This is a genomic window from Glutamicibacter sp. BS14 (assembly GCF_056934375.1).
The window spans coordinates 44,933-71,692 of record NZ_CM167801.1 but is presented as its reverse complement, the minus strand read 5'-3'; the positions used below and the strand labels follow the sequence as shown (position 1 = coordinate 71,692).

Genomic DNA, 26,760 nt, shown 5'->3' with positions numbered 1-26,760 from the left:
CGCCACTGCTGTCTTAAGCTGGAACAATGAACACCATGCATTCCCGCAAGCTCATGCTGATGCGCCACGCCAAAGCCGACTACCCGCTGGGCGTCGCGGATCACGACCGGCCGCTGGCGGCCCGCGGGCACCGCGAAGCCCCGGCCGCCGGAGCCTGGCTTGTGGAGAATGGCCTGATACCGGACTACATCATCTGCTCCGACGCGCTGCGTGCGCGCTCCACCTGCGCCTGGGTGCTTTCCGAACTCGGCGAGAAGGGCCCGACCCCCTATGTCGATTCGCGCATTTTCACCGCAGGAGTCTCGCAGCTGTGCTCCATCATCAATGAAGTTCCCGATACGGTCAGCAACCTGCTGGTGATCGGGCACCAGCCGGTGCTCCAGGAATTGGCGCTGCGCTTGGCGGCAATGGACTCGGATGAAGAAGCCGTTTACGAGCTGGCGATGAACTATCCGACCCTGGGAACCACGGTGTTGGAAACCAAGCATCCGTACTCGCACCTGGATGCCCGTGATGCGCGCGTCACGCATTTCACCGCACCGCGGCCCGCATGAGAGAAGTCTCATCAAGTTTTTTCTAATGCACTAGTCAGCCTGTAAATAAGCGGTGATCTGCCTTTATGAGAAGCAGATGATAGGCCTCTCATCGAATACACCTCGCCGCCTCATGAACCGTTCACTTTCAGTTAACCATTGCTCGTTTCACTGGGAATCGTTGGCAGCACGGCCAGCACCGGCAAACCGCAACGGCGGGCCGGAAACACTGAAAGAGGAATAGGCAGATGGCCATCATCGCAGAATCACTTCCAACGCAGACCCCCGCAGCGCGCAATGAAGTGCAGCAGCAGATCGATGCACAGCGCGCCCGCACCATCCGCGCTGCCTACACCACCCGCTTCGTTGCAGCCGAGCTGCAGCGCAATCCGCAGGATTTCGAGATCGTGCGCCGCGCAAACATGGTGCCGCGTGCCGGTGACGTCGTCATCGCGGCTGTGACCGAGCTAGGCAAGCACACGCGCCTGCAGTCCCCGGTTTCCCGACGCCAGCTGATGTTCGTCGGACAGGAAATCATGGTCGCCTACGGCCACCGCTACGCACCAGACCAGTTCCTGGCCCATGTGCCGGATAACCTGGGTCCATGCCAGCTGGTTGCAGGCGGCGGTGTCGCCAGCGAAGTCATCGAACAGCACGCCTCGATCGATATGGCGACACAGCTGCAGCCCGCAGGCCTGCTGATGCGCCACGGCAAGGTCGTGAACCTGGTGGACTTCGCTCCACTGGGCATCGAGAACGCATCGCCGCGCGCAGCGCAGGTTGCCGCGCCGCGCCCGCCGGTGATCGCAGTGCTGGGCACCTCGATGAACTCCGGCAAGTCCACCACCCTGGGATGCCTGGTCAACGGACTGGTCAACTCCGGCATGGAAGTTGCCGCAGGCAAGGCCACCGGCACGGGTGCCGGCAATGATCCGAACCTGTTCACCGATGCCGGCGCCTTCAGCGTCTGCGACTTCACCGACTTCGGCTTCCCAACCACCTACCGCTTGGACTACGAAACCGTGCGCGACCTGCTGGTGGCGATGATCCGCGAGCAAAGCGCCACCGGCGCAGACGCAGTGGTCATCGAGATCGCCGACGGGCTGTTCCAGGGCGAAACTTCCCGCTTGCTGCGCGACCCGATTTTCGCCGAGCATGTAGACCGCGTGCTGTTCAGCGCCCAGGACGCTTTGGGTGCCCAGGCCGGAGAGCGAATCCTGCGCGAAGCAGGCCTGGATGTTGCCGCGGTTTCCGGGGTGCTCACGGCCTCCCCGCTGGCCGCGATGGAAGCCCAGGCGCAGCTGTCCACCCCGGTCATCGGGACCTTCGACCTGTGCCAGGCAGAGGTTGCCGCCGCCCTGCTGCCAACCCGCTAGGAGCCAAGATGCTGGACCAGAAGATCGCCGTTGAGCAGCCGGCGCAGCCTGGGCGCCTGCCGGCCCTGGTAGCGCCCGGGCGGCGGATGCTGCTGGCCGGATTGCTCAGCCTGGGCATTCTCGCCGGCTTGCTCTCGATTGCCATCGGCTGGCTGATCGGACAGCTCTCGGCCCGCATCAGCTGGGCAGCTCTTGGCGCGGTCCTGGGCTTGGTGGGATGCTTCTTCCTGGCCAAGTACGCTGAACGGGTGCTGGCCGAGAAGCTCGGCCAGCATTATGTGGCCCAGCTGCGCCGCGGGCTGGTCACGCACGCTTTGCGCAGTGCACGCGGTCCGTCCATGGGCATCACCATCGCCCGTTCCACCAACGACCTGTCCTCGATCCGCAACTGGATTGTGCAGGGCATGGTCCCGCTGGTCGCCGGCTTGCCATTGCTGATTGTCAGCGGTGCGGGCCTGTGGTTCCTGCATCCGCTCCTGGCCCTGAGCTTGGCCGCGACCCTGGTGCTCGAGGGCGTCCTGCTGGCGGCCTTGGCCGGGGGTACTTTCCTGAGCGCCAGGACCTTGCGCCGGCACCGTGGGAGCCTGGCCTCGCGCATTGCCGATACCGTCGCGGCGCGGACAGCTATTGCGGCCGGCGGCGGCGTGGAACGTGAAGTGCAAAGGGTGCAGGACTCCTCGCAGAAGGTGATCGATGCTTCGGTGCATCGCGCCCGGTTCGCCGCCGCCCTGCGTGGCGGGGCGCTGGCCATTCCGCTGCTGGGTACCGCGCTGGTTGTGGCAGCGGCCTCGATGGCGCAGCTTCCGCCAGCTGCCGTGGCGACCGCCCTGACGCTGATGGGAATTTGCGCAGGAACTCTGGGCGAGTGGGGCCGCGTGGTGGAGTACCGGCAGAATTACAAGGCGGGCCGGCGAATCATCGCGCCGCTGCTGGCCGAGCAGGAACGCTGGCGGGCCCGCGAAGAATCTTCGGCAAGCACCCGCGATGCCAAGGAGCTGATGCTCCAGCCTTCCTCGGTGCGCATCCAGGTGCCCGCAGGGATGGCCGACCAGTTTTCCACCCTGCGGGCACAGCCCGGGGAGCGAATTGCGCTGCGTGGAAGCCAGGGCCAATGCGCGGCGCTGCTTTCGGCCATTGCGACCGGCGCCCTGGTGCACGGCGCCGACCCGCAGGCCGGGGTCTGGATCGCCGAGGGGCGCAGCGAGGATCTGCCTGCTGCTGGCCGCCGCAAGCTCGTGGGCTCCGCGTTGGAATCCATGGTTCCCGAGCGCGGAAGCGTCGCCCGTGCGCTGCGGTATCGCCATCCGGGCGCTTCGCTGCGCAAGGCCGTGGCGCTGGCTGAAACCTGCGGTTTGAAGATGGCCGATTTGCCCGGTGGAGCGGAAGCCCGCTTGCGCCGGGGCGGCGAACCGCTTAGTTCCGGGCAGCAAGCATCGTTGCTGGTGGCACGGGCGCTGTTGCGCGAACCGCCCTTGCTGGTGGTCGATTCGCTGCTGACCCGCTTGCCCGATGGAGCCTACGGCGACGTGGCCGAACTGCTCAACGGCTATCCCGGGGTGCTGCTCTTCAGCGCCGGACTGCCTGGCATCAGGGAAACCGCCAGCTGGGACGCGCAGGCCTAGGAGCCGGCCGCCGGACGGGTAGCGCGAAGCCCATCCACGGTGAGCAGCACGGCGCGCACCGTTTGCCCGCGATCCAGGCCGGTCTGCCCCGAGGCGCGCATCCGGGCGGTAAACAAGGCGGCACCGAAAATGCTGGTGGCTACCGAGAGCTTCTGGTCGGGCTCGAGCACGACCAGGCGTTCGAGCACCTCGATGATCAGCCCGGTCACCTGCGTGTGCAGCGGGGTACTGGCGAACGCAGTGGCGGTGTCCGCGCTCAGCTGCTCCTGCATCCACAGGTGGGCAAAGGAGGGGTAGCTGGCGACGAAGTCCATGGAGAATTCCACCATCTGCCTCAGCGCAAGGTAGGGGTCTTCCCCGGAGGCCGCACGTGCCAGTTCGCCCATGAGCTTGTGCGCGCCGTAGCTGAGGATCTGGCTGACCAGCTCGTCTTTGGAACCGAAATTGTAGTAGACCGTGCCCTTGGAAACGCCGGCCGCGGCCGCGATCTCGTCCACCGAGACGGACTCGGGGGAGCGCGAACCGAGCAGCTGCATGGCCGCTTCGAAGAGCTTCTCCTTCGAATCCGTGGCCCGCACACGGCGGCGTTGGCCCGTTGGCGTTGTCATTCTTTCAGCTCCGGTTGCAGTGTTTTCAAGCTCCAGGTCTTGTTCTTGCGTACCGCAAGCATACTCAAGACTAGTCCAATGGCGGTGTAGAGCAGCAACGAACCGGTAACCGATGGCAGCACTGCCAGATCCGCGCCGTACATCAGGTGGCGCATGCCGATCACCACATTGCTCATGGGCAGGATCCGGTGCAGCAGGTGCAGCGAATCAGGCAAGGTCTCCCAGGGGAAGGTGCCGCCTGAGGTGACCAGCTGCAGGACCATCAGTACCAGCACCACGAACTTTCCAGCGGTGCCCAGCAGCGCGAAGCACCCCTGGATCAGCGCACTGAAGCATAAGGCAGAACCGGCCAGCAAAGCCCAGATCAGCCACGGGTGGGCGGCATGCAGTCCCAGCCCGAATCGCACCACCGCGTAGAGCAGGCTGGTTTGCAGCACTGCGATGGCGGCGAAGGGCAACCAGCCGCCGATGGAAATTTTCCAGTTGCTGCCGTTGGAAGCCAGCGCGCGCTTGGTCATCGGGCGCATCACCTGGGTCAGGATCAGCACGCCGATAAAGGTCGCCAGGGTCATGAAGAAGGGGGCAAGGCCTTCGCCATAAGCCTGCGCTTCGGCCTGCTTGCTATTGGAGACAGCTACCGGATTGCCCATGACTTCGGCCAGTTGCCCGCTGGTGGACTTATCGGGGTTCGGCACCTTCCCGGTGCCGTCCTCCAGGCCGGCGGCCAATTCATCTGAACCGTCTTGCAGTTCTTCGGTGCCGTCCGAGAGCTCGCCGACTCCATCGGAGAGCTGCACCAGTCCGTTGTGCAGGGCTCCGGTGCCGGCGAGCAGCGTGCCGGCACCCTGATCCAGTTGGCTTGCGCCGTCAGCCGCGTTGGTGGCGCCATTCAATGCGGACTGCTGGCCCTCGGCCAGGGTCTTTGCCCCGGTGTGGGCTTCGGCGGCGCCGGAGGCGAGCTTCGCCGAGCCTTGGGCTGCCGAGCCGATGCCCTTCGCGAGTGCAGGCATGGCGTCATCCAACGCCTTGGTGCCATCCGCGAGGGTGCCCAGGCCGGTGGCCAGCTGCTGGTTTCCTTCGGCTACCTGCGCCGATCCGTCGGCGAGGGTGTGCAGCTGCGTTTGCAGGGTAGATAACTCGGTATTGACCTGGGTCACTTTGGTATCCAAGGCATTGCCGAGCGTAGAATTCTGCACGCTTTGGCTGACCGTGTTCTGGATGGAATCAGCCTGGTCCTGGGTGAGCACGCCACTGCTGACCAACTCGTCCAGGCGCCGCTGCGTATCTTCCTTGACGCTATCCAGCTGCGTTTTCGTGTTGGCCTGCAGCTGGTCGATTACCGCGATGGCCTCATCTGCCGTGCTGGCCAGCTGCTGGTTGCCGTCTGCGACCTGCTGTGAACCGGCAGCAAGCTGGTCGGCGGCTTCTTTCGCGCTGGCGGCGCCCTGATCCAGCTTCGAGACGGAACCGGGCAGCGCTTTGGTCTGCGTCTTCAAGGTGTGCAGACCGTCGCTCAGCTCTTTGCTGCCGTCGGCCAGCTGCGCGGTGCCGTCGGCCAGTTCGGCGCTGCCGTCGCGCAGCCGGGTTTGGCCGTCGACCAGTTGGCCCAACCCTCCCGACAGGTCGGCGGTGCCATTCTTCAGGGTCTTGGTGCCCGAGTTCAGCTCGGTGCTGCCATCGACGAGCTTGGTGGTGCCATCGGCCAAGGTGACCACGCCATCGCCCAGTCGCAGGGTGCCATCGTAGAGCTTCCCGGCGCCGTCTGCGGCTTCGCCCATCGAATCGTGGATGTCCACGAATCCGGCGATCATCGCCGAAGCCGTTTCGGTTCCCACTTCCTGGGCGACCGAGGTGCGCACCGTGGTAGCCAGCGTTTTGGCGAAGTTGGAAACCATGAAGTTATTGGCATCGTTGGTCAGCAGCTCGATATTGGCCTGTTCGGCATCATCGAAATCGCCCGGCGAGACCAGGGCCGAGGAAAAGTCCTCGGGCAGGATCAGCGCAAAGGCGTACTGGCCGGTGGCCACGGCCTGCTCGGCTTCCGCCTTCGAATCCACGTGCGCCCAGCTGAAGGTGCCGTCGTCTTCCAATTCCTCGACGACGTCGTCGCCGACTCGGGTTTTCTCGCCGTCCTGTTCGGCGCCTTCATCCAGATTGACCACGGCGGCCGTGACCTTGTCGAGGTTTCCCTGGGGGTCCCAGTTGGCGTAGAGGTAGAGCGCGCCATAGAGCAGCGGAACGCAGGTGACCGCGATGAGCGCCAGTTTGGGCAAGGTGCCGCGGCTCATCCGCTTGAGCTCGGAGAGGGCAAGTCGCAAAGTTGTCATGGGCTATTCCTTTGCTTCGCACTGAACAGCGTCAGCAAGTTCGTCGGCTGGGAGGAAGAAATCGTGGTTGTCCGCGATGCCCTCGGCCATGGCCAGGTGATCCAGGCCCAGATCGAGTTCGCCTTGGATGAACCCGGTGGATGGATCGGGCAGCGGGAGCACTGCTGGTTCCGGGTCGGCGGCCTGCCCGGTTTGCGGCTGCCAGCACTGGGGCAGCCGGCTGACGATAGCCAGGACTGCGAATTCCCGATGCGAGGAAGCGAAGTTCTCCAGGGTCTCGAGCCAATGCTCGTCTTCCAGATCGTGCCGGTCCGGTGAATCGACGATGAGCAATTCAAGACGGGGATTCTCGGCAGCCAGCAGGAGCTGGAGCTCGAAGAGGCGGCCCGGATCGATGGCATCGCTCCAGCAGCTGGCGATATCGTCGAATCCATGCTGCGCCATCCACTTCCTGGCGCCGGGCTTGCGCCAGCTTGGCCCCGGGATCAGCCCCAGATCTTCTGCGACAAGATCGCAAACCTTCAAGTGGGATTCGGGTTCATTGATCCCCGGCGAATCGACCAGAGCGCTGTGCTTGCGCAGGGTTCGCAGCTTCGGATCCGCATTCCACACCACCGTCCCGGAGCTGGGTGCCATGCGTCCGCTCAGTACAAGGGCCAGCGCGGTCCGGGAAATCTGCGGCTCGGATACCAGCAGCTGCAGTTCACCTCTTTGCAGTTGCACGGAGGTGGGCCCCACGAGCTGGTCGTGGCGTCCCTTGACGGTAATGGAATCTGCGGTAAGCACAGTTAAAGACTAATTGAACTGACCAGTCAGTTCAATTAGTGAAAAGGTTCCTTTAATCACTACTGGACGTAAAGCGTTTGATGACCTTTGATGGTTGTTGGGTACGTCACGAAAAAGCGGGGCAGAGTTCAGGTGCAGTTAATCGGGCTTTGCTTACCTTGGAACCAGGCCCATGCACGCGGCAGGGCCGCCGCTGCTTGAATATCTACCTAGGGAAAAACATGATCAATAGACGTCCCACTCGCATCGCTGCCGCGGTGCTGGGAACCGCGCTTGCGGTTTCGAGCTTCTCGGCGGCGCACGCCGATACTGCCGAAATCACCCCCATCGAACAGATCCAGGGGACCGGCGACAGGTCACCCATGGCTGGCCAGGACGCAACTGTGCGCGGTGTTGTCACCGGAGCCTACGCCGACGGCGGATTCCGCGGTTTCTATCTGCAGAGCGCTGGCAGCGGCGTAGATGCCTCGGGCCAGGCGAGCTCGGCGATCTTCGTGTACGCGCCGGACGAGGTTTCCTCGGTGAGCGTCGGCGACCATGTCCAGGTTTCTGGCGAAGTGTCCGAATACTATGGCTTGACCCAGCTCAAGGCCGGCAGTGTTGAGGTGCTCGATGAACCGGCGCAGGGCGTTAAGCCGCTGGCGATTTCACTGCCGAGCAGCGATGCCGAGCGCGAGCGCTTTGAATCCATGCTGATCGAGCCGCAGGGCGAGTTCACCGTCTCGGACAACTACTCGCTGAACCAGTACGGCGAGCTGAGCCTGGCCATGGGCACCAGCGAGATCCTGCCCGGCGAACGGCTGCTGCGCCAGCCAACCGATGTCTTCAAGCCGGCCAGTGCCCAGGCCAAGGCTCTCGCGGCGGAAAACGAGCAGCGTTCGATCGTGGTCGATGACGGGGCCACGCTGAACTTCTCCACCAGCAAGAACAAGCAGATCGCCCTGCCGTACATCGACGCGCAGCAGCGCGTCACCGTGGGCGCTGACGCATCCTTCATCGCACCGGTCATTTTGGACTACCGCTACGATATGTGGCGTTTGCAGCCGCAGGGCCAGGTGGTCGGCGCCGATGATGCCGATATCGCCGTGAACTTCGAGCAGGTCGACAACGACGCTCCGCAAGAGGTGGGCGGCAATGTCAGCGTTGGCAGCTTCAACGTGCTGAACTACTTCACCACTACCGGCGACATGCTCGATGGGTGCTCGTACTACACCGACCGCGAGGGCAATCCGATCAATGTCCGCGGTGGTTGCGATGCGCGCGGCGCGGCGACCGCTGAAAGCTTTGAGCGCCAGCAGTCCAAGATCGTTGCCGCACTGGGCAAGTTCACCGCAGACGTGGTGGTCCTGGAAGAAATCGAGAACTCGGCACGCTTCGGACAGAACCGCGATGCCGCCCTGGCTCACTTGGTCAACGAGTTGAACCAGGAAGCTGGCCAGAAGGTTTGGAGCTATGTCCCGACCCCATCGGTTGTGCCCGCTGACGAAGATGTGATCCGCACCGCGATCATCTACCGCGACAAGTCAGTGAAGCCCATCGACGAGTCGGTCATCCTCGACGATCCAGCATTCGTGAACGCCCGGGATCCACTGGCCCAGGCCTTCCAGCGTGTTGGCGGAAACCAGAACACCCGCTTCCTGGTCGTTGCCAACCACTTCAAGTCCAAGGGCTCGGATCCTGCTGATGGATCGGGCAATGCCGACAGCGGCGATGGCCAAGGCGCTTGGAACGAAGCCCGTGTCGGCCAAGCGGAAGCGCTGGTTGGCTTCGCGGACGATCTGAAGAAATCGCGCAATACCGACCAGGTGCTGCTGGCGGGGGACTTCAACTCCTATTCGGCTGAAGATCCGATGCAGGTTCTGGTTGAAGCCGGGTACGTGGACCTCGGCGCCGCAGCCGATTCCCAGAGCTACCTCTACGACGGCTTGGTCGGCTCGCTGGACCACATCTTCGCCTCGGAGAAGCTGGCGGGCAAGGTGACTGGAGAAGACATCTGGAATATCAACGCCCTTGAATCCGTGGGCTACGAATACAGCCGCTACAACAACAACATCACTAACCTGTTCGCGGCTGACCAGTACCGTTCCTCGGATCATGACCCGGTGCTCGTCGGACTGCAGCTGGATAAGAAAAACTGACTTTTCCCGCCTGCGCGGTGGCCAGGCGCTCTTCTACCCTGAAGAGCGCCTGGCCACCTTCTTTTAACCCGCTTTGGGGAACCCAAAGGGGTGCTGGCTGCGGGGCGGAGAATTCTTTGGGGAAAAGGCTTGACAGAAAACTTCCATCGTGGAGAATTGTTGGAGAAGATTTGTGAGAGCGCTCACAAAATGTTTGGCAGAGTCGCTTTCATCGTTTCAGGCATCCAGGAAATCGCAGGGATTTTCTTTTTTGCCGTATTTTGAGAGCGCTCTCAAACTTGTTGGCGCTCGCCCGCTCGCACGATTCATATCCGAAATGGAGTCACCGTGAAACCCTCACGCAAATCCCCACTGGCACTGGCCACGGCCGTTGCCGGAAGCATCGCCCTGGTAGCAACCGGCTGCGCAGCCGACGCAAGCAAGGATGCCCAGCCGGCCTCGGCTGATAACCCGGTCACGCTGACCGTGACGACCTTCGGCACCCAGGGACTGGACCCGCTGTACGAGAAGTACCAGAAGGAAAACCCTGGAATCACCATCGAAGCCACCAACATCGACACCGGTGGCAACGCGTTGACCGACTGGAAGACCAAGCAGGCTGCGGGCGCCGGCCTGCCAGATGTCCAAGCAGTGGAAGAAGGCTGGCTGGGCCAGGTGATGTCGGTTGCAGATTCCTTCACCGATCTGCGCGAGTTCGGTGCCAATGAGGTAGCGGGGGATTGGGTTGATTGGAAGGTCAAGCAGGCCACCGACCCAGAAGGCCGCGTCATTGGCTACGGTACGGACATTGGGCCGATGGGCATCTGCTTCAATGCCAAGCTGTTCAAGGACGCTGGCATGCCCAGCGAGCGCGAAGAAGTTGCCGAGCTGCTCGGTGGCGACGACGCAACCTGGGAAGACTTCTTCAAGGCAGGCAACGAGTATGTGAAGAAGACCGACAAGGCCTTCTACGACCAGTCCGGTTTCGTCTGGAATTCCATGGTCAATCAGCTCGACGAGGGCTACTACAAGGCTGACGGATCACTGAATATCGAGGGCAACGCCGAACTGCGCGAGCGCTGGGACCTGCTCTCCGATGCTGCGTCCAAGGGGCTGTCGGCCAACCAGACCCAGTGGGACTGGGGCAAGGGCCAGGCCTTCGTTGACGGTTCCTTCGCCGTCATGCCTTGCCCGGGCTGGATGCTTGGCACGGTCAAGGGCCAGGTTGAGGGTGCCGGCGGAGACTCCAGCGCAGGCTGGGACTTCGCAGATGTCTTCCCGGGCGGCGCGGCCAACTGGGGCGGCTCGTTCCTGACCGTGCCGACCACCTCCGAGCACCCGGCCGAGGCTGCGAAGCTCGCCCAGTACCTGACCAGCGCATCGTCGCAGGCGACCTCATTCGAGGAAGCCGGCACGTTCCCTTCGAACCTGGAAGCGCAGAAGTCCGATTCAGTGACCGGCACGAATGAGATGAGCGAATTCTTCAATAACGCACCGGTGGGCGAAATCCTGGGCAACCGCGCCAACGGCGTCCAGGCCCAGTACAAGGGCCCTCAGGATTCGGTGATCCAGGAGCAGGTCTTCGGCCCGGCTATCAAGGCGATCGATGCTGGCAGCGACAGCGAGACCGCCTGGAACAAGGCCCTCTCCACCCTGCAGGAACTGGAAATCAAGTAATCCCGTAGCCCGCTTCGAATCCAGGCAAGGGCCGCGGCACGCAACGAGGTTGCGGCCCATGCCTGGACAGCTACTGCAGCAGGAAAGATGCCACTGATGAGCACCACAACACACGATGCCCCGGAACAAGACCGGGACGCCAGCGCGCCCAGTCCGCAGCCCCAGCGTTGGAACAAGGGGAACAATGCTCCGGCCGGGGCTAAGCCGGCCGAGACCAGGGACGAGCGCAAGACGCGCCGCCGGCACCTTCGCGGGCGGTGGGATTTCAAGTACTCCCCATATCTCTACATCTCGCCTTTCTTCATCCTCTTCGGCCTGGTGGGCCTGTTCCCCCTGATCTACACGTTCGTCGTCTCGATCAATGACTGGGATCTGCTCGGCGGAGCAGGAGCCTGGATCGGCCTGGAAAACTACAAAGCCGAACTGACCTCTCCGCTGTTCTGGAATTCCCTGTTCAACACCTTCAGCATCTTCCTGCTTTCGGCCATCCCGCAATTGGTGATCGCGACGTTCATCGCGGCCATGCTGGACCAGAACATCCGCGCCAAGACCTTCTGGCGCATGAGCGTGCTGGTTCCCTACGTGGTCACGCCGGTGGCCGTCACACTGATTTTCTCCTCGGCATTCGACGAGCAGTATGGCGTGCTGAACAACCTGCTGGCCGCCGTGAATATCGACCCGATCGCGTGGAAGACCGAGGTCTTCCCGTCGCATATGGCTATTGCGACCATGGTGAACTGGCGCTGGACCGGCTACAACGCGCTGATCCTGCTGGCAGCCATGCAGGCGGTGCCACGCGAACTGCATGAATCAGCGGCCATCGACGGCGCCGGCGTGATCCGCCGCTTCTTCTCGATTACCTTGCCCAGCATCCGCCCCACGATGATCTTCGTGATCATCACTGCCACCATCGGCGGCCTGCAGATCTTCACCGAACCCAAGCTGTTCAACCCCAGCAGCTCGGTTCCAGGCGGCCCGGACCGCCAGTACCAGACCACGGTGCTCTACCTCTGGGACCTGGCATTCAATCGCGGGGACTTCGGACGCGCTTCGGCCGTGGCCTGGATCCTCTTCCTGATCATCATCGTGATCGGCGTGATCAATTTCCTGATCTCCGGATCCATCGCTTCCTCGGCCGACAAGAAGGGCGCCGGCAGCACTGGCAGAACCCGAGCGGCACGTCGGGCAGCTGCCCGAGCCGAAGCCAAAGCAGCAAAGCCGGCCAACGGAACGCAGAGCGGAAGTGCAGCAAATGAGTAATGCAACAGTGGAACGCCCCGCGCGCCAGGTCCGTGCGCCCCAGCGCCGCGGCAAGAACTTCTCCATGGACCGCCGTCCTGGCTTCCTCACCTACGGAATCCTGCTGGCCTTCCTCATCGGCAGCACCTACCCGCTGTGGTACTCGTTCGTCATCGGTTCCTCCACCGGTGCGGTATTCGCCTCGGCGTACCCGCCGCTGCTGCCAGGCGGCCAGTTCTGGACCAATGTCGCCGAGGTCCTGGACTCCGTCGATTTCTGGGCGGCCCTGGGCAACAGCATCATCGTCTCCTCGGTGATCACCTTCTCGGTGGTTTCCTTCTCCACCCTGGCAGGCTACGCGTTCGCCAAATTGCGCTTCCGCGGGCGCCAGGGGCTGCTGGTCTTCGTGATCGCGACCTTGGCCGTGCCCACCCAGCTGGGCATCATCCCGATGTTCATGATGATGAAGCAATTCGGCTGGACCGGCTCGCTGGGAGCCATCATCATCCCGACCCTGGTCACTGCCTTCGGCGTATTCTTCATGCGCCAGTACCTGGTGGAGAACATCCCCGATGAACTGATTGAGGCCGCCCGCGTGGATGGCGCCTCCATGATCGGCACCTTCTGGCATGTCGGGGTTCCAGCGGCTCGCCCGGCGATGGCGATCCTGTCGCTGTTCACCTTCATGACCGCCTGGACCGACTACCTGTGGCCCATGCTGGTGGCACCGCAGAACCCAACCTTGCAGGTGGCGTTGAGCCAACTGCAGTCTGCCCGATACGTTGACTACACCATCGTGATGACCGGGGCCCTGCTGGCCACGATCCCGCTGCTGGTGCTCTTCATACTTGCAGGCAAACAACTTGTATCCGGAATTATGGCAGGAGCTGTAAAGGGCTAATGATGAACCACCTATCCCAAAAATTCGCGTGGCCTAAGGAATTCCTGTGGGGCTCGGCTACGGCAGCAGCCCAGATCGAAGGCGCTGGCCATTCCTACGGCAAGGAAGATTCGGTCTGGGACGCCTTCGCCCGCAAGCATGGGGCCATCGCAGGAGGTGAGAACCTCGAAGTCGCAGTGGACCACTACCACCGCTACCGCGAAGATGTGCAGCTCATGCGCGAACTGGGCCTGGACTCCTACCGGTTCTCCACCAGCTGGGCTCGCGTGGTCCCCGGGGGCCGAACCGTGAACCCCGAAGGCCTGGATTTCTACTCCCGGCTGGTCGACGAGCTGCTGGAGAATGGCATCCTGCCGTGGCTGACGCTCTACCACTGGGATCTGCCGCAGGCATTGGAAGAGCGCGGTGGCTGGACCAACCGCGAGACCTCCTACAAATTCCTCGAATACGCGGAGGCTGTGCATGAAAAGCTCGGCGACCGCGTGAAGCACTGGACGACATTCAACGAACCGCTGTGCTCTTCGCTGATTGGCTACGCCGCCGGCGAGCATGCCCCGGGACGCCAGGAACCGGAAGCGGCGCTGGCAGCGGTGCACCACCAGCATCTGGCCCACGGGTTGGCCACCGCCCGGCTGCGCGAACTGGGCGCGGAGCATATCGGCATCACGCTGAACCTGACCAATGCGGTTCCGAATAATCCCGGCGATCCGGTGGATCTGGAAGCAGCGCGCCGCGTCGACGCATTGTGGAACCGCATGTACCTGGACCCTGTCCTGCGCGGTTCCTACCCCGAAGACCTGCTTGAAGACGTCCGGGGTTTGGGGCTGGCTGAAGTCATTGAAGCAGGGGACCTGGAGATCATCTCGCAGCCAATCGACTTCTTGGGCGTGAACCACTACCACGATGACAACGTTTCAGGCCATCCGCTGCCCGCCGGCCAGCCGCAGCCCGTGGTGCCTACCGATTCGCCGAAGTCTTCGCCTTTTGTCGGCAGCGAGTATGTGACCTTCCCGGCACGCGACCTGCCGCGCACGGCCATGGGCTGGGAAGTGAATCCCGAAGGGCTGCGCGTGCTGTTGAACCGGTTGAACCAGGACTACGCTAACCTTCCGTCGCTGTACATCACGGAGAACGGCGCTTCCTACACCGATACGGTGACGGAGGCCGGAACCGTTGAAGATCCCGAACGCGAGGAATACATCCTCAACCACCTTGATGCTGTGGCCCGCGCGATAGAAGACGGCGTGGATGTCCGCGGCTACTTTGTCTGGTCTTTGCTGGACAATTTCGAATGGGCTTGGGGCTACGCGAAGCGCTTTGGCATTATCCACGTCGATTACCAGACCCAGGTGCGAACGATTAAGAATAGTGGCAAGGCCTACGCGGGGTTGATTGCCGCAAACCGTACAATGGCATAACACCTGAGCATGATGGTCCGCAGCCTGCCGATGGTGCTGCGGACCATCATCGTGTTTCACCGACGGACTACTGCAAGGCACCTGGATAAAGATCATGATCATGCACGAAGCGCGGAGCCCGAAACCGACCCTCGAGTTGGTGGCAGAACGCGCAGGTGTCTCACGGGCCACGGTCTCCCGTGTAGTGAATGGCTCGGATCGGGTGAAGCCAGGGGCTCGCAAGGCTGTTGAATTGGCTATCCGCGAATTGAACTACGTGCCTAACCGTGCCGCCCGTTCGCTGGCGCAGGGCCGGACCAATTCCATCGCCTTGGTGGTTCCCGAGAACACCGCGAAGTTCTTCGCAGACCCGTACTTCGCCAAGGTCGTCCAGGGCGCTGCCCAGTACTTGGCCGATACCGAATTCATGCTCACCTTGCTGCTGTCCACCGAAGCGGATCCGGTGAAAACCACCCGTTACCTGCAAGGCAGCAATGTGGATGGCGCGCTGGTGCTTTCGCACCACGCGGATGACCGTTCCTATGCGGATCTCGGAACTGTGTTGCCCATGGTTTATGGCGGACGCACCATGAGCACCGATCAAAAGGACATCTATGTTGTCGATATCGACAACATCGCCGCCGCCAGGCAAGCGACTGAGGTCATCCTTGGCCAGGGACGCACCAAGCTGGCAATTATTGCCGGGCCACAGGACATGGGCGCGGGACTGGACCGTTTGGTGGGATTCAAGCAGGCAGTTGAACGCGCGGGCCTGGAGCCTGCGGCTATTGAGATCGGCGACTTCACCCCGGCTAGCGGACGGCGCATCATGCAGCAGCTGCTGGACGCGGATGTTGCGGTAGACGGCCTGTTTGCCGCCAGTGCCCAGATGGGCTTCGGAGCTTTGCAAGCCCTAGGGGAAGCCGGTGTGAAAGTGCCGGAGGACATTTCGGTAACGTCCGTTGATGATGACTCTTTCGCGCGAAGCTCGACACCGCCGTTGACGACCATTGCGCAGAACCCGGAGCGCCAGGGCGAAATCATGGCGGAACTGTTGATCAAACGCATCAACGGAGAACAGGTACCCGAGTGGAGCATCATGGACACGAAATTGGTGTTGCGCGCTTCGCACTAGTCTGTTGCGGCACCGCTGCCGTTCACCGCCGGGATTTAACAAAAAAATTCCCACTCGATCGAGTGGGAATTTTCAGTTGGTGCGCCCAAAGGGATTCGAACCCCTGACCTTCTGTTCCGTAGACAGACGCTCTATCCAGCTGAGCTATGGGCGCATATTCATTTATTAGCCGTCTTGACGACTTGAATAACTTTACACGAGATTTCCGGGGAGCAAGAACCAAAACAGCAAAAAGTGCCGTGATTCACAAAATAACTAGTCGACTACGAAATCACTGGGATTGGAAGCCGAATGATCGTGCAAGATCGCTTGGTAGAGGTTGTGGTCCTGCCAGCGTCCTTCGATCTCCAGATAGTTCGGCGCCATGCCAATTCGGACGAAGCCGTTCTTTTCAAGAACGCGCTGCGAGCCGTAATTGTGGGGGAGCGTACTGGCTTCCAGCCGGTGCAAGCCCAGATCGTTGAGCGCCACCGTGCGCAAGGTGGCCACGGCTCGGGAAGCCAAGCCCCGCCCGGTGTATTCATGATCGATCCAGTAGCCCAGGCTGGCGCTTTGGAATGCGCCACGGGCCACTCCGCTGATATTAAAGCGTCCGATGAGCGCATCCCGTTCGAAGAGCCCGAAGGGAAAGGCCAATCCGCTTCGGCGAGCTTCTGAGGCGGCTGCGAGGTGTGCCGCTTGCCGCGTCTCGGTGAAGAATTCTGCGGGGCGAGCCGGCTCCCAGGGCTCCAGGTGCTGTCGATTGCGCTGGTAGGACTCAGCGATTTGCTTTGCGTCGGCGACTTCCAGCAGGCGCAGGCTGAGCTGGCCGCCTAGAGCAAGCTGTGTCATCGGGCAATCCTTTGGGGGAAACAAAAAATTCCCACTCGAGCGAGTGGGAATTTTTCAGTTGGTGCGCCCAAAGGGATTCGAACCCCTGACCTTCTGTTCCGTAGACAGACGCTCTATCCAGCTGAGCTATGGGCGCATATTCTTTTGTCTGGCTCGTTCTCACGAACCTCGAATAACTATACAGGTCGATTTCGCGCTGTACAAATCGACGGGCAAAGCTAGTGGGTCCAGATGAACATAAGGTTATGTGAAGACGTTGAAAGGGTACCGGTCTACGTGACCTTCGTCACATAATCGAGTCAATTCGTTTAGACCAACCCCCGGAATTTCGGGAATTTTTTCCTTCTGGTCCTCCGGGTTTCACTTTCATGAGGTTTCGATCACACGGCGCTGGAGTTGAGCACCTAATAGCCTTGATTTATTGCAAGTTCAGCCCAATGGAGGGAATGGATAATGAGCACGAGCTCGGATCAGAACGTTATCAGCGCAGCACCTACTTCGCACGAGAAGTTGGCATCCTGGGTTGAGGAAGTTGCCGCACTGACGAAGCCGGATCGTGTTTATTGGGTTGATGGGTCAGCTGAAGAAAATGATCGCCTGACTGCCGAGCTGGTTGAAGCCGGCACCTTAGTCAAGCTGACCGATCCGAACTTCCCTAACTCTTACGCTGGTTTCTCGGACCCCAAGGATGTGGCCCGAGTCGAAGAGCGCACCTTCATCTGCTCCGAAAAGGAAGAAGATGCAGGCTTCACCAATAATTGGGAAGACCCAACCAAGATGAAGTCCATGCTCAGCGGCCTGTTCGATGGCTCGATGCGCGGACGCACCATGTACGTCATCCCATTCGTCATGGGCCCGCTGAACGCGGAAGTGCCTGCCTACGGCGTGGAGATCACCGATTCCGCCTACGTCGTTGCCTCGATGCGCATCATGGCCAAGATCGGCAATGAAGTACTGCGCAAGATGGAAGCCGAGGACGCATTCTTCGTTCCAGCGCTGCACTCGGTAGGTGCACCCCTGGAGCCGGGCCAGGAAGATGTTGCCTGGCCATGCAACGAAGACAAGTGGATCGTGCACTTCCCCGAAGAGCGCGCCATCATGTCCTACGGTTCGGGCTACGGCGGCAACGCGCTGCTGGGCAAGAAGTGCTACTCGCTGCGCATCGCCTCGGCGATGGCCCGCGATGAAGGCTGGCTCGCAGAGCACATGCTCATCCTGAAGCTGACCAGCCCACAGAACAAGTCGTACCATATTGCCGCGGCATTCCCGTCGGCCTGCGGCAAGACCAACCTGGCGCTGCTGGATCCAACCATTGAAGGCTGGAAGACTGAGACCCTGGGCGATGACATCAACTGGATGCGCATCGGCAAGGACGGCGAGCTGCGCGGCGTTAACCCCGAATACGGCCTGTTCGGCGTGGCGCCAGGCACCGGCTGGTCCACCAACCCGAACGCGATGCGCGCCATCTCCAAGGGCAACAACATCTTCACCAATGTTGCGCTGACCGATGACGGCGGCGTCTGGTGGGAGGGCATGACCGACGAGGCTCCTGCGCACCTGACCGACTGGTTGGGCAACGACTGGACTCCTGAATCCGGTCGTCCGGCAGCGCACCCTAATTCGCGCTTCTGCACCCCGATCGACCAGGTCGACATGCTTTCCGAGGACTACTACTCGCCTAACGGCGTGAAGATCGATGCGATCCTCTTCGGCGGCCGCCGCAAGACCACCATTCCGCTGGTGACCGAAGCCCGCAGCTGGACCAACGGCATCTTCATGGGTTCGACCCTTTCCTCCGAGACCACCGCAGCCGCTGCAGGTGCGACCGGAGTGATTCGCCGTGACCCGATGGCGATGCTGCCATTCATCGGCTACAACGCAGGCGACTACCTGAACCACTGGGACAAGATCTCGAACAAGCTCAACCCAGAGCAGATGCCGAAGATCTTCTTGGTGAACTGGTTCCGCCGCACGGCTGACGGTGGCTTCGCGTGGCCAGGGTTCGGCGACAATTCGCGTGTGCTCAAGTGGGCTGTCGAGCGTATCGAAGGCACCGCGGACGCCCGGGAAACCATCATCGGAAACGTCCCGACCGGCGAGTCCCTGGATTTGGCCGGCCTTGAAGGGTTCACCCCAGCCGACGTCGAAGCGGCAGTAGCTGTCAACAAGGATGAATGGGCTACCGAAGTCGAGGCCATCGAAGAGTGGTACGCCAAGTTCGGCGACGCGCTGCCGGCTTCGCTGCGTGCAGAGCTCGACGGCTTGAAGGATCGCCTGAACGCGTAGTTGACTGGGATCTCCAGCAGATCCGCACAGTGAACGCCCCGGTGACTGGAATTCCAGTCACCGGGGCGTTCTCGTGCGCCACGGAGGAATTGTCACAATCCGGGTACAGTTTCCACACGCCGGGGCAAAGTGGGTGCAAAATCAACTATTTATGAAAAGATTGCTCTATGGTTTTGGCACGATTGATTCTCGGGCTGCTGTGCTTGTCGCCCATGACTGGCTACGAGCTCAAGAAGCACTTTGACTCCTCTATTAACCACTTCTGGAACGCAGACAAGGCGCAGATCTATCGCACTTTGGCGCAGCTGGTGGACAAGGGGTATGCCACCGTGCGCACCGTCGCGCAGTCGAATTACCCTGACCGCCAGGAGCACCACATCACGGAAACGGGACGTGCGGCACTGGCCCAGTGGCTTTCTGCTGGTGCGGTGCAGTCTCCCGAGCGTGATCCCTTCATGGGGCAGGTGTTCTTCGCCGCCGAACTCGAACGCGATGATATCCAGAGCTTGCTGGAGGAACGCCGCCAAGCCACGCAGTTCATCCTCGATGACTACCTCTCCCAGCGCGAAGGCATTGACATGCGAGCCGCTGCGGACCGTCGCAGCTTCCTGATGGCTGCCACACTTGACCATGCAATCCGACAACAAGCCGCGGAGCTGGAATGGCTCGACGCGGTATTGGAGTACTTGCCATGACTGCAGCCAAAGACCAGAACAAGACCCCTGCAAGCGGTGCCGGGCGCGATGCCACCGATTATCCGGAAGTGCATCCCGGGCGGCATCACGATGGGCAACGGTCGATGAAGACCCTGGTCTTCCTCCACGGCGGAAACGTCGGCAACTGGAGCTGGGACCCGCAGGTTCTGGCCTTTGGCGACTGCAACATCCTGACGCTGCACCTGCCGGCCTTTGGCGCCCGGTTCGAGGAGACCTGGGATGGCCTGGAATCCGCCGCCGATGATGTCGCAGCCTTGATCGCCGACGAGGTTTCCGAAGGCGGCGTGCACCTGGTTGGCATTTCCCTGGGCGGAGTGATTGCTTTGCACGTGGCCGCACGGCATCCGGAGCTCGTTGACTCCGTGCTGATTACCGGCACTCCGGTGACCGGTGTGGGCCAGGCGGCCCGGGCTTTCCAGCGGATGCAGCTCAAGCTCATTGGCAGCGAGTGGTTCTGGCGTTTCCAGGCTGGTGCCTACGGAATGGTGGATGATGAGCGCGAGCTGTTCACCGAGCACGGCGTGAAGCTCAAAGCCGAGAACATGCGGGCCATCATGGACGAGATGGACCCAGGGGGATTGCCGCAGAAGCTCGGCTCCTACCGGGGCCCGGTACTGGCCCTCGCTGGAGCCAAAGAGCCCAAAGTTGTGCAGAAATCCTTTGACGCGCTGCGCGCAAGGCTCCCGCAGGTGATCACGCGCGTGGTTCCGGGCATGCACCACCAATGGAATATCGAGAACCCGATCCTGTTCAACTCGGTGCTGCGCAAGTGGATTTCCGATGCGGGTCTGCACCAGATCCTAGTTGATCCGCAGGCTGCGAAGCCGGCACCCGGCGCGAAAGCAACACCGGTGGAACAAGCCGCTGAAGCGCCGGCGAATCAGGACCTGGAAGCCGGGGAGCCCACGCTGCCAGCTCAAGAAGCCGGGCAGAAGAAGCCTGGCAGGTTCGCCGGGAAAATCGATCCTCGAAAGCTGGACCCGAAAAAGTTCGATTTGAAGAAGAAGGCACCGAAACAGGGTGGCAAGCCGGATTCTCCTGCGGATACCGGAAAATAAAGGCAAAAAAGTGCTGCAGGCGGATTCCCCATGGATCCACCTGCAGTACGGCTCTGTCACCAGGAAGCTAGGCAGCGAGCCATACATCCGGGCCGAAGACTTCATAGTGGATACGCTCGGCCGGGATGCCGGCTTCCAGCGCCTGGTTGCGCATTGCATGCATGAATGGCAGCGGGCCGCACAAGTAGACCTGGGCATTCCCGGTCAGTGCGCCGGCGAGATCCATGTAGCCGGACGTGGCGTTCAGCCCCTCCGGCAATTCCCCGCGTTCGAACCAGGTGCTGATGGTGGCTTCTGGCAGCTTGCCGATGGATTCGAGCATCTGCTCGCGCAATGGCCAGGCGGTGGCCGTTTGGTCTGCGTGCAGCACGGTGACCTTGCGGGTGGAGCCGCGTGCGGCCAGGGTCTGCAACGCGGCCGCACTCGGGGTGCAGCCGATTCCGGCGGTGGCGATCACCAGCGGCGAGCCATCGTCATCGATGACCAGGTCGCCATACGGATTCGATAGTTCCACCACGTCGCCGAGTTTCAGGCCATGGTGGATCACGGGGGAGAATTCGCCGTTCACATCCAGTTTGACCGTGACGGTGCGGCGGTCGGTTCGCTCGATGTCGCCGCTCAAGGTGTACTGGCGAACCTGGCGCAGGCCGTCGGCCATCGGCATGCGGACCGAAACGAATTGGCCCGGCTTGGCGACGGTGGCAGGGGTCCGGTCAGCTGGCTCGAAGCTGAAGCAGACCGAATCAACGCCGGTTTCGATGCGCTCGACAAGCTTCCACGGGGTGTAGATCTCGGCGTTGGCCTGCTGCGCGTACAAGCCTTTCTCGATCTTGACCAGCGCGTGGGCCATCAGCCAGTAGACCTCGGTCCAGGCCTCGGCGATCTGCGGAGTCAGCGCCTCGCCCAGGTCTTCGGCGATGGCGTCGAAGAGGTGCTTGTAGACGATGGGGTACTGCTCCTCGGCGACACCGAGGGAAGCGTGCTTGTGGGCTACGCGCGCGAGCATGGTTTCCGGAGTGGTGCCCGGGTACTTGACCAAGTAGGTTGCGAAGACTGCGATGGATCCCGCCAAGGCCTGCTGCTGGGTGCCGTTCTTCTGGTTCGAACGGGAGAAGATTCCGTCGAGCAGTTCCGGGTGCGCGGTGAACAGGCGGTTGTAGAAGTTCGGGGTAATGCTGGAAATGCGCTCTGCGATGATTGGCAACGTGGCTTCAACGACCGGGAAGGACTTCGTGGACAGCATCGGGTCTCCTTGGAGTAGGCGATAACTTGTATTACAGATACAAGATTTATGATTCATTTCTACGCCTAGTAGAAAAGGATTGCAAATCCACCGGCCGGTATTCGTAACAGAAATCGGCGATGCGACCCCCAGGGGGACGCAGGGGAATCAGGAAAGGGCGCGCACCGTCGGGAAGGGGAGCCCCGTGAAGGGCATCGCGGATGATGCCGGGCAGATGTCCTGGATGGTCAGCGGGTCCAGTGAAGCGTAGAAAGCTTCGCGGGCCTGCCGGAAGACTGCCCGCAAGCGGCAGTTGCTCGAAAGCGGGCAGTTGGATTGCGCATCATGATCGGAGCAATCCACAATATCGGTGCGCTTGTCCAACTTGCGCAGCAGTGAGCCGAGGGAAAAATCCAGTGCTCCATCGCTCAGCTGCGCGCCGCCATTGCGGCCGCGGGTGACCTGCAGGATTCCCAGCGTGCGCAGTTCCAGAACGGCTTTGGCAACGTGGTTGTAGGGAACCCCCACGGACTCGGCGATCTGGCGGCTGGTCAGTTGCCCGGTGCCGGGCGTTGCAAGGACCATGACGGTTCGCAAGCATACGTCGGTGAAGGCACTGAGTTTCATGATTCCTACTTTACGTGGGAAAAGCATTCCGGGGTCAGCAGAGTGACTATGCCGACCCCGGAATCACCAACCGCGGTCTAGAGCGCGTTGGCCCAAATGGCTTCCGCCGACTCTGCCGCTGGCTCGTCGAAGATCCATTCGCCGCCTGGCTCTGCAGGCATGGTGTACGGCTGCACGATGGCCAACGCCGCACCGACACGGTGCTCGGCCACAATGTGGATGGCGTCCTGGTCGTTTTCCTGGAGCAGCACATCCGAGGCGACGGCGATCGCCTGGAAGTGGGTGCCCTGCTGGTTCAGCACCTGCATCAGGTCCGCAACCATGGCTTCGGTGTCGATGTCGGCTTCCGGATCCTCAGGATCATCCGTTGGCGGAACAGCGATCAAGCGCAGCTCCGGCTCGTCTTCCTCTTCCTTCGGCTCCAGCGCGATCGCAAAAGGCAGGAACACGCCCTGCTCTTCGAGCTGTTCGCGGGCCACGCCCAGGGCGGTGCCCAAGACCTTGTTCAGCGCGTCCTTGACGCCCTCATCCAGTTCTTCGAGGTTCATGTCTTCCCTTTGCTAGTTGGTGACGTTCTTTTCACGCACGATAGCCAGAACGGCATCGCGGATGGGCTCAATGATTTCTGCGGTCCGGCCTTCGCCGTTGAAACGCAGGAATGGTTCGGTGTTCGATGGGCGCAGATTGATCCACCAGCTGCCATCGGCCGCTGAAATGGTCGTGCCGTCCATGGTGATCACTTCTACTGGCTGGTCTTGGAAATGCGACACGACCCGGGCAGTGGCACCTGCCTTGTCCTCGACCTCTGAATTGATTTCACCGGTGGCAGCGTAGGGTTCGTATTCGGCACCCAGCTCGGAGAGCGGCAGTTCCTGCTCGCCCAAGGCGGCCAGCACATGCATGGCAGCGAGCATGCCGGTATCGGCATTGTAGAAGTCGCGGAAGTAGTAGTGGGCGGAATGCTCGCCTCCGAAGACCGCGCCCTGCGAAGCCATTTCAGCCTTGATGAAGGAGTGGCCTACGCGGGTCATCACCGGAACGCCACCGGACTTGGCGACGAATTCAGGCACCGCCTTGGAAGTGATCAAGTTGTGGATGATCACCGGGGACTCTTCGCCAGCTGCCTGCACACGGGCGATTTCGCGCACCGCGACCAGTGCGGTGATAGCCGAAGGGGACAGCGGCAGCCCGCGCTCGTCGATCACGAAGCAGCGGTCGGCATCGCCGTCGAAAGCCAGGCCGAGATCGGCCCCATGCTCCAATACTGCGGATTGCAGGTCCTTGAGGTTTTCCGGTTCCAGCGGATTGGCCGGGTGGTTGGGGAAAGTGCCATCCAGCTCGAAATACAGCGGAACAATTTCGAGCGGCAGCTCAGCGAGCACCGTACCCCCAAGAACTGCAGGGGTAGTCATGCCGCCCATGCCGTTACCGGCATCCACCACGATCTTCAGCGGACGAATGCCCGACAAGTCCACCAATTCTCGCAGGTAAGCTGCATAGTCGGCCAGCACGTCGCGCTCGCTGATGCTGCCCTGCGGGGCGTCACCGGAGACCGGCAGTCCCTCGTCAAGGTACTGCTGGGCCAGGTCGCGAATGTCGAAAAGACCGGTAGCCGAAGAAATCGGGCGGGCGCCAGACTTGGACATCTTAATGCCGTTGTACTGGGCGGGATTGTGGCTGGCGGTGAAGACAACACCGGCGGCATTGAGCTTGCCCGATGCGAAGTACAGCTCATCGGTGGAGATCAATCCGAGCATGATCACGTTGGCGCCGCGGTAGGTGGCGCCACGAGCGAAGGCTTGGGCGAATTCTGCGGAAGACGGGCGCATGTCACCGCCAACCAGTACTTCCTTGCCGGACAGGGACAGGACGTCGACAAAGGCCGCGCCGATGGCTTCAATTGCTTCGGCATCCAGGTTCTCGCCGACTACGCCGCGTACGTCGTAGGCCTTAAAGCTCTGATTAAGATCAATTTCTTCACTCACGCCTTTCAGCCTACCGGTTTGACTGATTCAAATCATTGAGAACTAGGCGATTGCGGATGGGAAATGCCTAACATTTCAGCTATTTTCCCCTGCCGGCACCGCAGCTTGCGAGAGCTCATCCACAATTAGCGGACGCCACGGGCTAAATCGTGGGCAGGAACTGAAATACTGGAGGCATGGATGGCTCAACGCAAGTGGATCTGAAAACGCTGGCACTGCAGAAACTGCGCGCACTGGTGCAAAACCCGGACGCGCAGTTCCATGATGGCCAGTATGAAGCGATCAGCGCACTGGTGGCCGAGCGGCGCCGCGCACTGGTCGTCCAGCGTACCGGCTGGGGCAAGTCCGCCGTGTACTTCATCGCTTCCCTGCTGCTGCGAGAACAGGGCTACGGGCCAACACTGATCGTTTCCCCGCTGCTGGCATTGATGCGCGACCAGGTTGCGGCCGCGGAGCGTGCTGGAGTCCGCGCTGCGGCCATCAATTCGGCCAATGTGCTCGAATGGCGTGAAATCCTCGAAAAGCTGCAACGCAATGAGCTCGATGTGCTGCTGGTGTCCCCGGAGCGTTTGAACAATCCATCCTTCCGCGAGCAGCAGCTGCCGATGCTGATGCAGCGCTTGGGCCTGCTGGTCATCGACGAGGCGCACTGCATTTCGGATTGGGGCCACGATTTCCGCCCGGATTACCGCCGCATCCGGGACCTGATCGCCCGATTGCCTCAGGGCCTCCCGGTTTTGGCGACCACTGCAACAGCGAACAGCCGAGTAGTCCAGGACGTTGCCGAACAGCTGGCCGGCGGCACCGAGGAGGTCTTCACGCTGCGCGGCACCCTGGCTCGCGACTCGCTGCGCCTAGGTGTCCTGCGTCTGGCTTCGCCGCGCATGCAGTTAGCCTGGTTGCTCAGCCACATCGAGGACTTCAAGGGCTCGGGCATTATCTACACCCTGACGGTTTCTGCGGCCGAGGATATTGCTCGCCTGCTCAAGGATGCCGGGCACGAAGTTGCTGCCTACACCGGGCGCACCGATTTGGAAGAACGCGAACGCCTTGAACAAGCGTTGAAGAATAACGAAGTGAAAGCGCTGATCGCCACGAGCGCCTTGGGCATGGGCTTTGACAAGCCAGACCTCGGTTTCGTCTTGCACATCGGTGCCCCCAGCTCGCCCGTGGCCTACTACCAGCAGGTGGGCCGTGCCGGGCGTGGGAGCATCAACGCAGATGTCCTGCTGCTGCCCGGGCCTGACGACTCGGAAATTTGGGAATACTTCGCCACCAGCTCCATGCCGGACCAGGTACGCGCCACCCAGGTGCTCGAGGCCTTGGCCAAGACCGACGGTGCGATGAGCGTCCCGGCGCTGGAAAGCGCCGTGAACCTTCGCCGCTCGCCACTTGAGCTGTTGCTGAAGGTGCTGGCCGTGGATGGTGCGGTGGAGCGTGTTGCCGGCGGCTGGATGCGCACCGACATGCCTTGGACCTATGATGCCGATCGGTACAAGCGAGTGGCGCAGAGCCGGATCCATGAACAAAACCTCATGGTCAGTTACGAGAACACTCGCGGATGCCGCATGCAGTTTCTGACCGACGCCTTGGATGATCCCCAGTCTGCTCCCTGCGGCCGGTGCGACAACTGCGCTGGCGTTTGGTTTGACGACCATATTCCTGACGATTCGAAGGACAGCGCGCAGGCGGCACTTGGACGGGTGGGAATTCCTATTGAACCGCGCAAGCTGTACCCTTCGGGACTGGACCGGCTGGGGTACACGCTCAAGGGCAAAATCGCTATTGACGAGCAGGTGGAAACGGGCCGGGCGCTGGCTCGCCTGACCGACCTGGGGTGGGGCAACCGATTGCGCCAGCTCTTTGCCGACCCCACCGATTCCCCTATCGACAAGGCGATGTTCGATGCGTGCATCAAGGTGCTTGCCGAATGGAATTGGGAGGAACGTCCAGTGGGCGTTGTAGCCATGCCATCGAATAAGCGTCCCCAGCTGATCACCTCCCTTGCTCAGGGCCTAGCTGAGGTGGGACGGTTGCGCTACCTGGGGCAGCTCGAATATCGCGGTGCTGGACCACAGAATGGCCCGGGCGGGAATTCCGCTTTCCGTGTGGCTGCGGTTGCCGATGCTTTTGAACTTCCAACGCAGCTCGAACAGCTCATTGCCGACGCTCCAGGGCCGGTGCTGCTAGTTGATGATCTGGTTGATTCCCGGTGGTCCATGGCGATGGCTGGGCGGGCCCTGCGCATCGCCGGCGCACCGGGTGTCATGCCTTTCACTTTGGGCGTAGCCGGGTAATCGCACAGTTAAACAAAGTA

The 26,760-nt window shown here is 61.7% G+C and carries 21 protein-coding genes and 2 tRNA genes; 13 read left to right on the top strand and 10 right to left on the bottom strand.

Translation table 11 applies throughout. The features are described 5' to 3' along the window. The first annotated feature begins 26 nt into the window (after positions 1-26). The 3 genes from AC1Z36_RS00320 (at position 27) to AC1Z36_RS00310 (ending at position 3,531) form a co-directional block, all read left to right on the top strand. Positions 27-554, top strand: coding sequence for a SixA phosphatase family protein (locus tag AC1Z36_RS00320; RefSeq protein ID WP_105658818.1), 528 nt, complete (start codon positions 27-29; stop codon positions 552-554). Positions 555-781: 227 nt separating this feature from the next. Continuing rightward, positions 782-1,909, top strand: a complete 1,128-nt coding sequence (locus tag AC1Z36_RS00315) for a DUF1611 domain-containing protein (protein WP_105658817.1) — start codon at positions 782-784, stop codon at positions 1,907-1,909. Between the two features lie 8 nt (positions 1,910-1,917). Next, positions 1,918-3,531: an ABC transporter transmembrane domain-containing protein gene (locus tag AC1Z36_RS00310; RefSeq protein ID WP_105658816.1), complete on the top strand. Its 1,614-nt coding sequence runs from the start codon at positions 1,918-1,920 to the stop codon at positions 3,529-3,531. Here AC1Z36_RS00310 and AC1Z36_RS00305 read toward each other — a convergent pair. From AC1Z36_RS00305 to AC1Z36_RS00295, 3 genes are read right to left on the bottom strand one after another with little or no spacing between them, the layout of a single operon-like run. Further along, positions 3,528-4,139 (bottom strand): TetR/AcrR family transcriptional regulator, encoded by a 612-nt coding sequence (locus AC1Z36_RS00305; protein WP_105658815.1) that lies wholly within the window; start codon positions 4,137-4,139, stop codon positions 3,528-3,530. The two genes, AC1Z36_RS00310 and AC1Z36_RS00305, sit on opposite strands and share 4 nt — an antisense overlap. Next, positions 4,136-6,466, bottom strand: a complete 2,331-nt coding sequence (locus AC1Z36_RS00300) for a YhgE/Pip domain-containing protein (protein WP_105658814.1) — start codon at positions 6,464-6,466, stop codon at positions 4,136-4,138. The genes AC1Z36_RS00305 and AC1Z36_RS00300 overlap by 4 nt, the downstream gene beginning before the upstream one ends. A 3-nt stretch (positions 6,467-6,469) precedes the next feature. Further along, positions 6,470-7,252: an ABC transporter ATP-binding protein gene (locus AC1Z36_RS00295; RefSeq protein ID WP_105658813.1), complete on the bottom strand. Its 783-nt coding sequence runs from the start codon at positions 7,250-7,252 to the stop codon at positions 6,470-6,472. A gap of 221 nt (positions 7,253-7,473) precedes the next feature. Between AC1Z36_RS00295 and AC1Z36_RS00290 the strand changes: the two genes are divergently transcribed. From AC1Z36_RS00290 to AC1Z36_RS00265, 6 genes are all read left to right on the top strand, one after another. Then, positions 7,474-9,390: an ExeM/NucH family extracellular endonuclease gene (locus AC1Z36_RS00290; RefSeq protein WP_105658812.1), complete on the top strand. Its 1,917-nt coding sequence runs from the start codon at positions 7,474-7,476 to the stop codon at positions 9,388-9,390. 327 nt (positions 9,391-9,717) lie between these two features. Next, entirely contained in the window at positions 9,718-11,046 is a 1,329-nt protein-coding gene (locus AC1Z36_RS00285) for an ABC transporter substrate-binding protein (protein WP_105658811.1), read from the top strand. 96 nt (positions 11,047-11,142) lie between these two features. Further along, entirely contained in the window at positions 11,143-12,306 is a 1,164-nt protein-coding gene (locus AC1Z36_RS00280; RefSeq protein ID WP_105658846.1) for a carbohydrate ABC transporter permease, read from the top strand. Then, positions 12,299-13,186, top strand: a complete 888-nt coding sequence (locus AC1Z36_RS00275) for a carbohydrate ABC transporter permease (protein ID WP_041648380.1) — start codon at positions 12,299-12,301, stop codon at positions 13,184-13,186. The genes AC1Z36_RS00280 and AC1Z36_RS00275 overlap by 8 nt, the downstream gene beginning before the upstream one ends. Then, the gene (locus AC1Z36_RS00270; RefSeq protein WP_105658810.1) at positions 13,186-14,604 is read left to right on the top strand and encodes a GH1 family beta-glucosidase; all 1,419 of its coding nucleotides are present in this window, start codon (positions 13,186-13,188) and stop codon (positions 14,602-14,604) included. The genes AC1Z36_RS00275 and AC1Z36_RS00270 overlap by 1 nt, the downstream gene beginning before the upstream one ends. A 100-nt stretch (positions 14,605-14,704) precedes the next feature. Then, entirely contained in the window at positions 14,705-15,718 is a 1,014-nt protein-coding gene (locus tag AC1Z36_RS00265; RefSeq protein ID WP_286134377.1) for a LacI family DNA-binding transcriptional regulator, read from the top strand. Between the two features lie 77 nt (positions 15,719-15,795). Here the strand turns inward: AC1Z36_RS00265 and AC1Z36_RS00260 are convergent. From AC1Z36_RS00260 to AC1Z36_RS00250, 3 genes are all read right to left on the bottom strand, one after another. Continuing rightward, positions 15,796-15,872 (bottom strand) — tRNA-Arg (locus AC1Z36_RS00260). A 101-nt stretch (positions 15,873-15,973) separates the two neighbouring features. Then, positions 15,974-16,549 (bottom strand): GNAT family N-acetyltransferase, encoded by a 576-nt coding sequence (locus tag AC1Z36_RS00255; RefSeq protein WP_105658808.1) that lies wholly within the window; start codon positions 16,547-16,549, stop codon positions 15,974-15,976. Positions 16,550-16,608: 59 nt separating this feature from the next. Continuing rightward, positions 16,609-16,685, bottom strand: a tRNA-Arg gene (locus AC1Z36_RS00250). 317 nt (positions 16,686-17,002) lie between these two features. Here AC1Z36_RS00250 and AC1Z36_RS00245 point away from each other — a divergent pair. The 3 genes from AC1Z36_RS00245 to AC1Z36_RS00235 all read left to right on the top strand — a co-directional run bounded on the left by AC1Z36_RS00245 (position 17,003) and on the right by AC1Z36_RS00235 (position 20,609). After that, positions 17,003-18,835 carry a phosphoenolpyruvate carboxykinase (GTP) gene (locus AC1Z36_RS00245; protein WP_105658807.1) on the top strand — a complete coding sequence of 611 codons (1,833 nt, stop codon included), beginning with the start codon at positions 17,003-17,005 and terminating at the stop codon, positions 18,833-18,835. Between the two features lie 167 nt (positions 18,836-19,002). Continuing rightward, the gene (locus AC1Z36_RS00240; RefSeq protein WP_105658806.1) at positions 19,003-19,530 is read left to right on the top strand and encodes a PadR family transcriptional regulator; all 528 of its coding nucleotides are present in this window, start codon (positions 19,003-19,005) and stop codon (positions 19,528-19,530) included. After that, entirely contained in the window at positions 19,527-20,609 is a 1,083-nt protein-coding gene (locus AC1Z36_RS00235; protein ID WP_181148944.1) for an alpha/beta fold hydrolase, read from the top strand. The genes AC1Z36_RS00240 and AC1Z36_RS00235 overlap by 4 nt, the downstream gene beginning before the upstream one ends. A 67-nt stretch (positions 20,610-20,676) precedes the next feature. Here the strand turns inward: AC1Z36_RS00235 and AC1Z36_RS00230 are convergent, their stop codons facing one another. The 4 genes from AC1Z36_RS00230 to AC1Z36_RS00215 all read right to left on the bottom strand — a co-directional run bounded on the left by AC1Z36_RS00230 (position 20,677) and on the right by AC1Z36_RS00215 (position 24,452). Next, entirely contained in the window at positions 20,677-21,852 is a 1,176-nt protein-coding gene (locus AC1Z36_RS00230; RefSeq protein ID WP_105658804.1) for a globin domain-containing protein, read from the bottom strand. A gap of 147 nt (positions 21,853-21,999) precedes the next feature. Continuing rightward, positions 22,000-22,458: an RrF2 family transcriptional regulator gene (locus AC1Z36_RS00225; protein ID WP_105658803.1), complete on the bottom strand. Its 459-nt coding sequence runs from the start codon at positions 22,456-22,458 to the stop codon at positions 22,000-22,002. A 77-nt stretch (positions 22,459-22,535) separates the two neighbouring features. Further along, a complete protein-coding gene (locus AC1Z36_RS00220) occupies positions 22,536-23,006 on the bottom strand; it encodes a hypothetical protein (RefSeq protein WP_105658802.1) in 471 nt (156 codons plus the stop codon). Positions 23,007-23,018: 12 nt separating this feature from the next. Continuing rightward, the gene (locus AC1Z36_RS00215) at positions 23,019-24,452 is read right to left on the bottom strand and encodes a phosphomannomutase/phosphoglucomutase (protein ID WP_166650881.1); all 1,434 of its coding nucleotides are present in this window, start codon (positions 24,450-24,452) and stop codon (positions 23,019-23,021) included. Positions 24,453-24,619: 167 nt separating this feature from the next. Between AC1Z36_RS00215 and AC1Z36_RS00210 the strand changes: the two genes are divergently transcribed. Continuing rightward, positions 24,620-26,740, top strand: a complete 2,121-nt coding sequence (locus tag AC1Z36_RS00210) for a RecQ family ATP-dependent DNA helicase (RefSeq protein ID WP_105658800.1) — start codon at positions 24,620-24,622, stop codon at positions 26,738-26,740. Positions 26,741-26,760 lie beyond the last annotated feature (20 nt).

Bases quoted from the DNA above. Each gene is read 5' to 3' on its own strand.
- AC1Z36_RS00320 (WP_105658818.1), top strand. From the start codon at position 27: ATGAACACCATGCATTCCCGCAAGCTCATGCTGATGCGCCACGCCAAA.
- AC1Z36_RS00315 (WP_105658817.1), top strand. From the start codon at position 782: ATGGCCATCATCGCAGAATCACTTCCAACGCAGACCCCCGCAGCGCGC.
- AC1Z36_RS00310 (WP_105658816.1), top strand. From the start codon at position 1,918: ATGCTGGACCAGAAGATCGCCGTTGAGCAGCCGGCGCAGCCTGGGCGC.
- AC1Z36_RS00305 (WP_105658815.1), bottom strand. From the start codon at position 4,139: ATGACAACGCCAACGGGCCAACGCCGCCGTGTGCGGGCCACGGATTCG.
- AC1Z36_RS00300 (WP_105658814.1), bottom strand. From the start codon at position 6,466: ATGACAACTTTGCGACTTGCCCTCTCCGAGCTCAAGCGGATGAGCCGC.
- AC1Z36_RS00290 (WP_105658812.1), top strand. From the start codon at position 7,474: ATGATCAATAGACGTCCCACTCGCATCGCTGCCGCGGTGCTGGGAACC.
- AC1Z36_RS00280 (WP_105658846.1), top strand. From the start codon at position 11,143: ATGAGCACCACAACACACGATGCCCCGGAACAAGACCGGGACGCCAGC.
- AC1Z36_RS00275 (WP_041648380.1), top strand. From the start codon at position 12,299: ATGAGTAATGCAACAGTGGAACGCCCCGCGCGCCAGGTCCGTGCGCCC.
- AC1Z36_RS00270 (WP_105658810.1), top strand. From the start codon at position 13,186: ATGATGAACCACCTATCCCAAAAATTCGCGTGGCCTAAGGAATTCCTG.
- AC1Z36_RS00265 (WP_286134377.1), top strand. From the start codon at position 14,705: ATGCACGAAGCGCGGAGCCCGAAACCGACCCTCGAGTTGGTGGCAGAA.
- AC1Z36_RS00255 (WP_105658808.1), bottom strand. From the start codon at position 16,549: ATGACACAGCTTGCTCTAGGCGGCCAGCTCAGCCTGCGCCTGCTGGAA.
- AC1Z36_RS00245 (WP_105658807.1), top strand. From the start codon at position 17,003: ATGAGCACGAGCTCGGATCAGAACGTTATCAGCGCAGCACCTACTTCG.
- AC1Z36_RS00240 (WP_105658806.1), top strand. From the start codon at position 19,003: ATGGTTTTGGCACGATTGATTCTCGGGCTGCTGTGCTTGTCGCCCATG.
- AC1Z36_RS00235 (WP_181148944.1), top strand. From the start codon at position 19,527: ATGACTGCAGCCAAAGACCAGAACAAGACCCCTGCAAGCGGTGCCGGG.
- AC1Z36_RS00230 (WP_105658804.1), bottom strand. From the start codon at position 21,852: ATGCTGTCCACGAAGTCCTTCCCGGTCGTTGAAGCCACGTTGCCAATC.
- AC1Z36_RS00225 (WP_105658803.1), bottom strand. From the start codon at position 22,458: ATGAAACTCAGTGCCTTCACCGACGTATGCTTGCGAACCGTCATGGTC.
- AC1Z36_RS00220 (WP_105658802.1), bottom strand. From the start codon at position 23,006: ATGAACCTCGAAGAACTGGATGAGGGCGTCAAGGACGCGCTGAACAAG.
- AC1Z36_RS00210 (WP_105658800.1), top strand. From the start codon at position 24,620: ATGGATGGCTCAACGCAAGTGGATCTGAAAACGCTGGCACTGCAGAAA.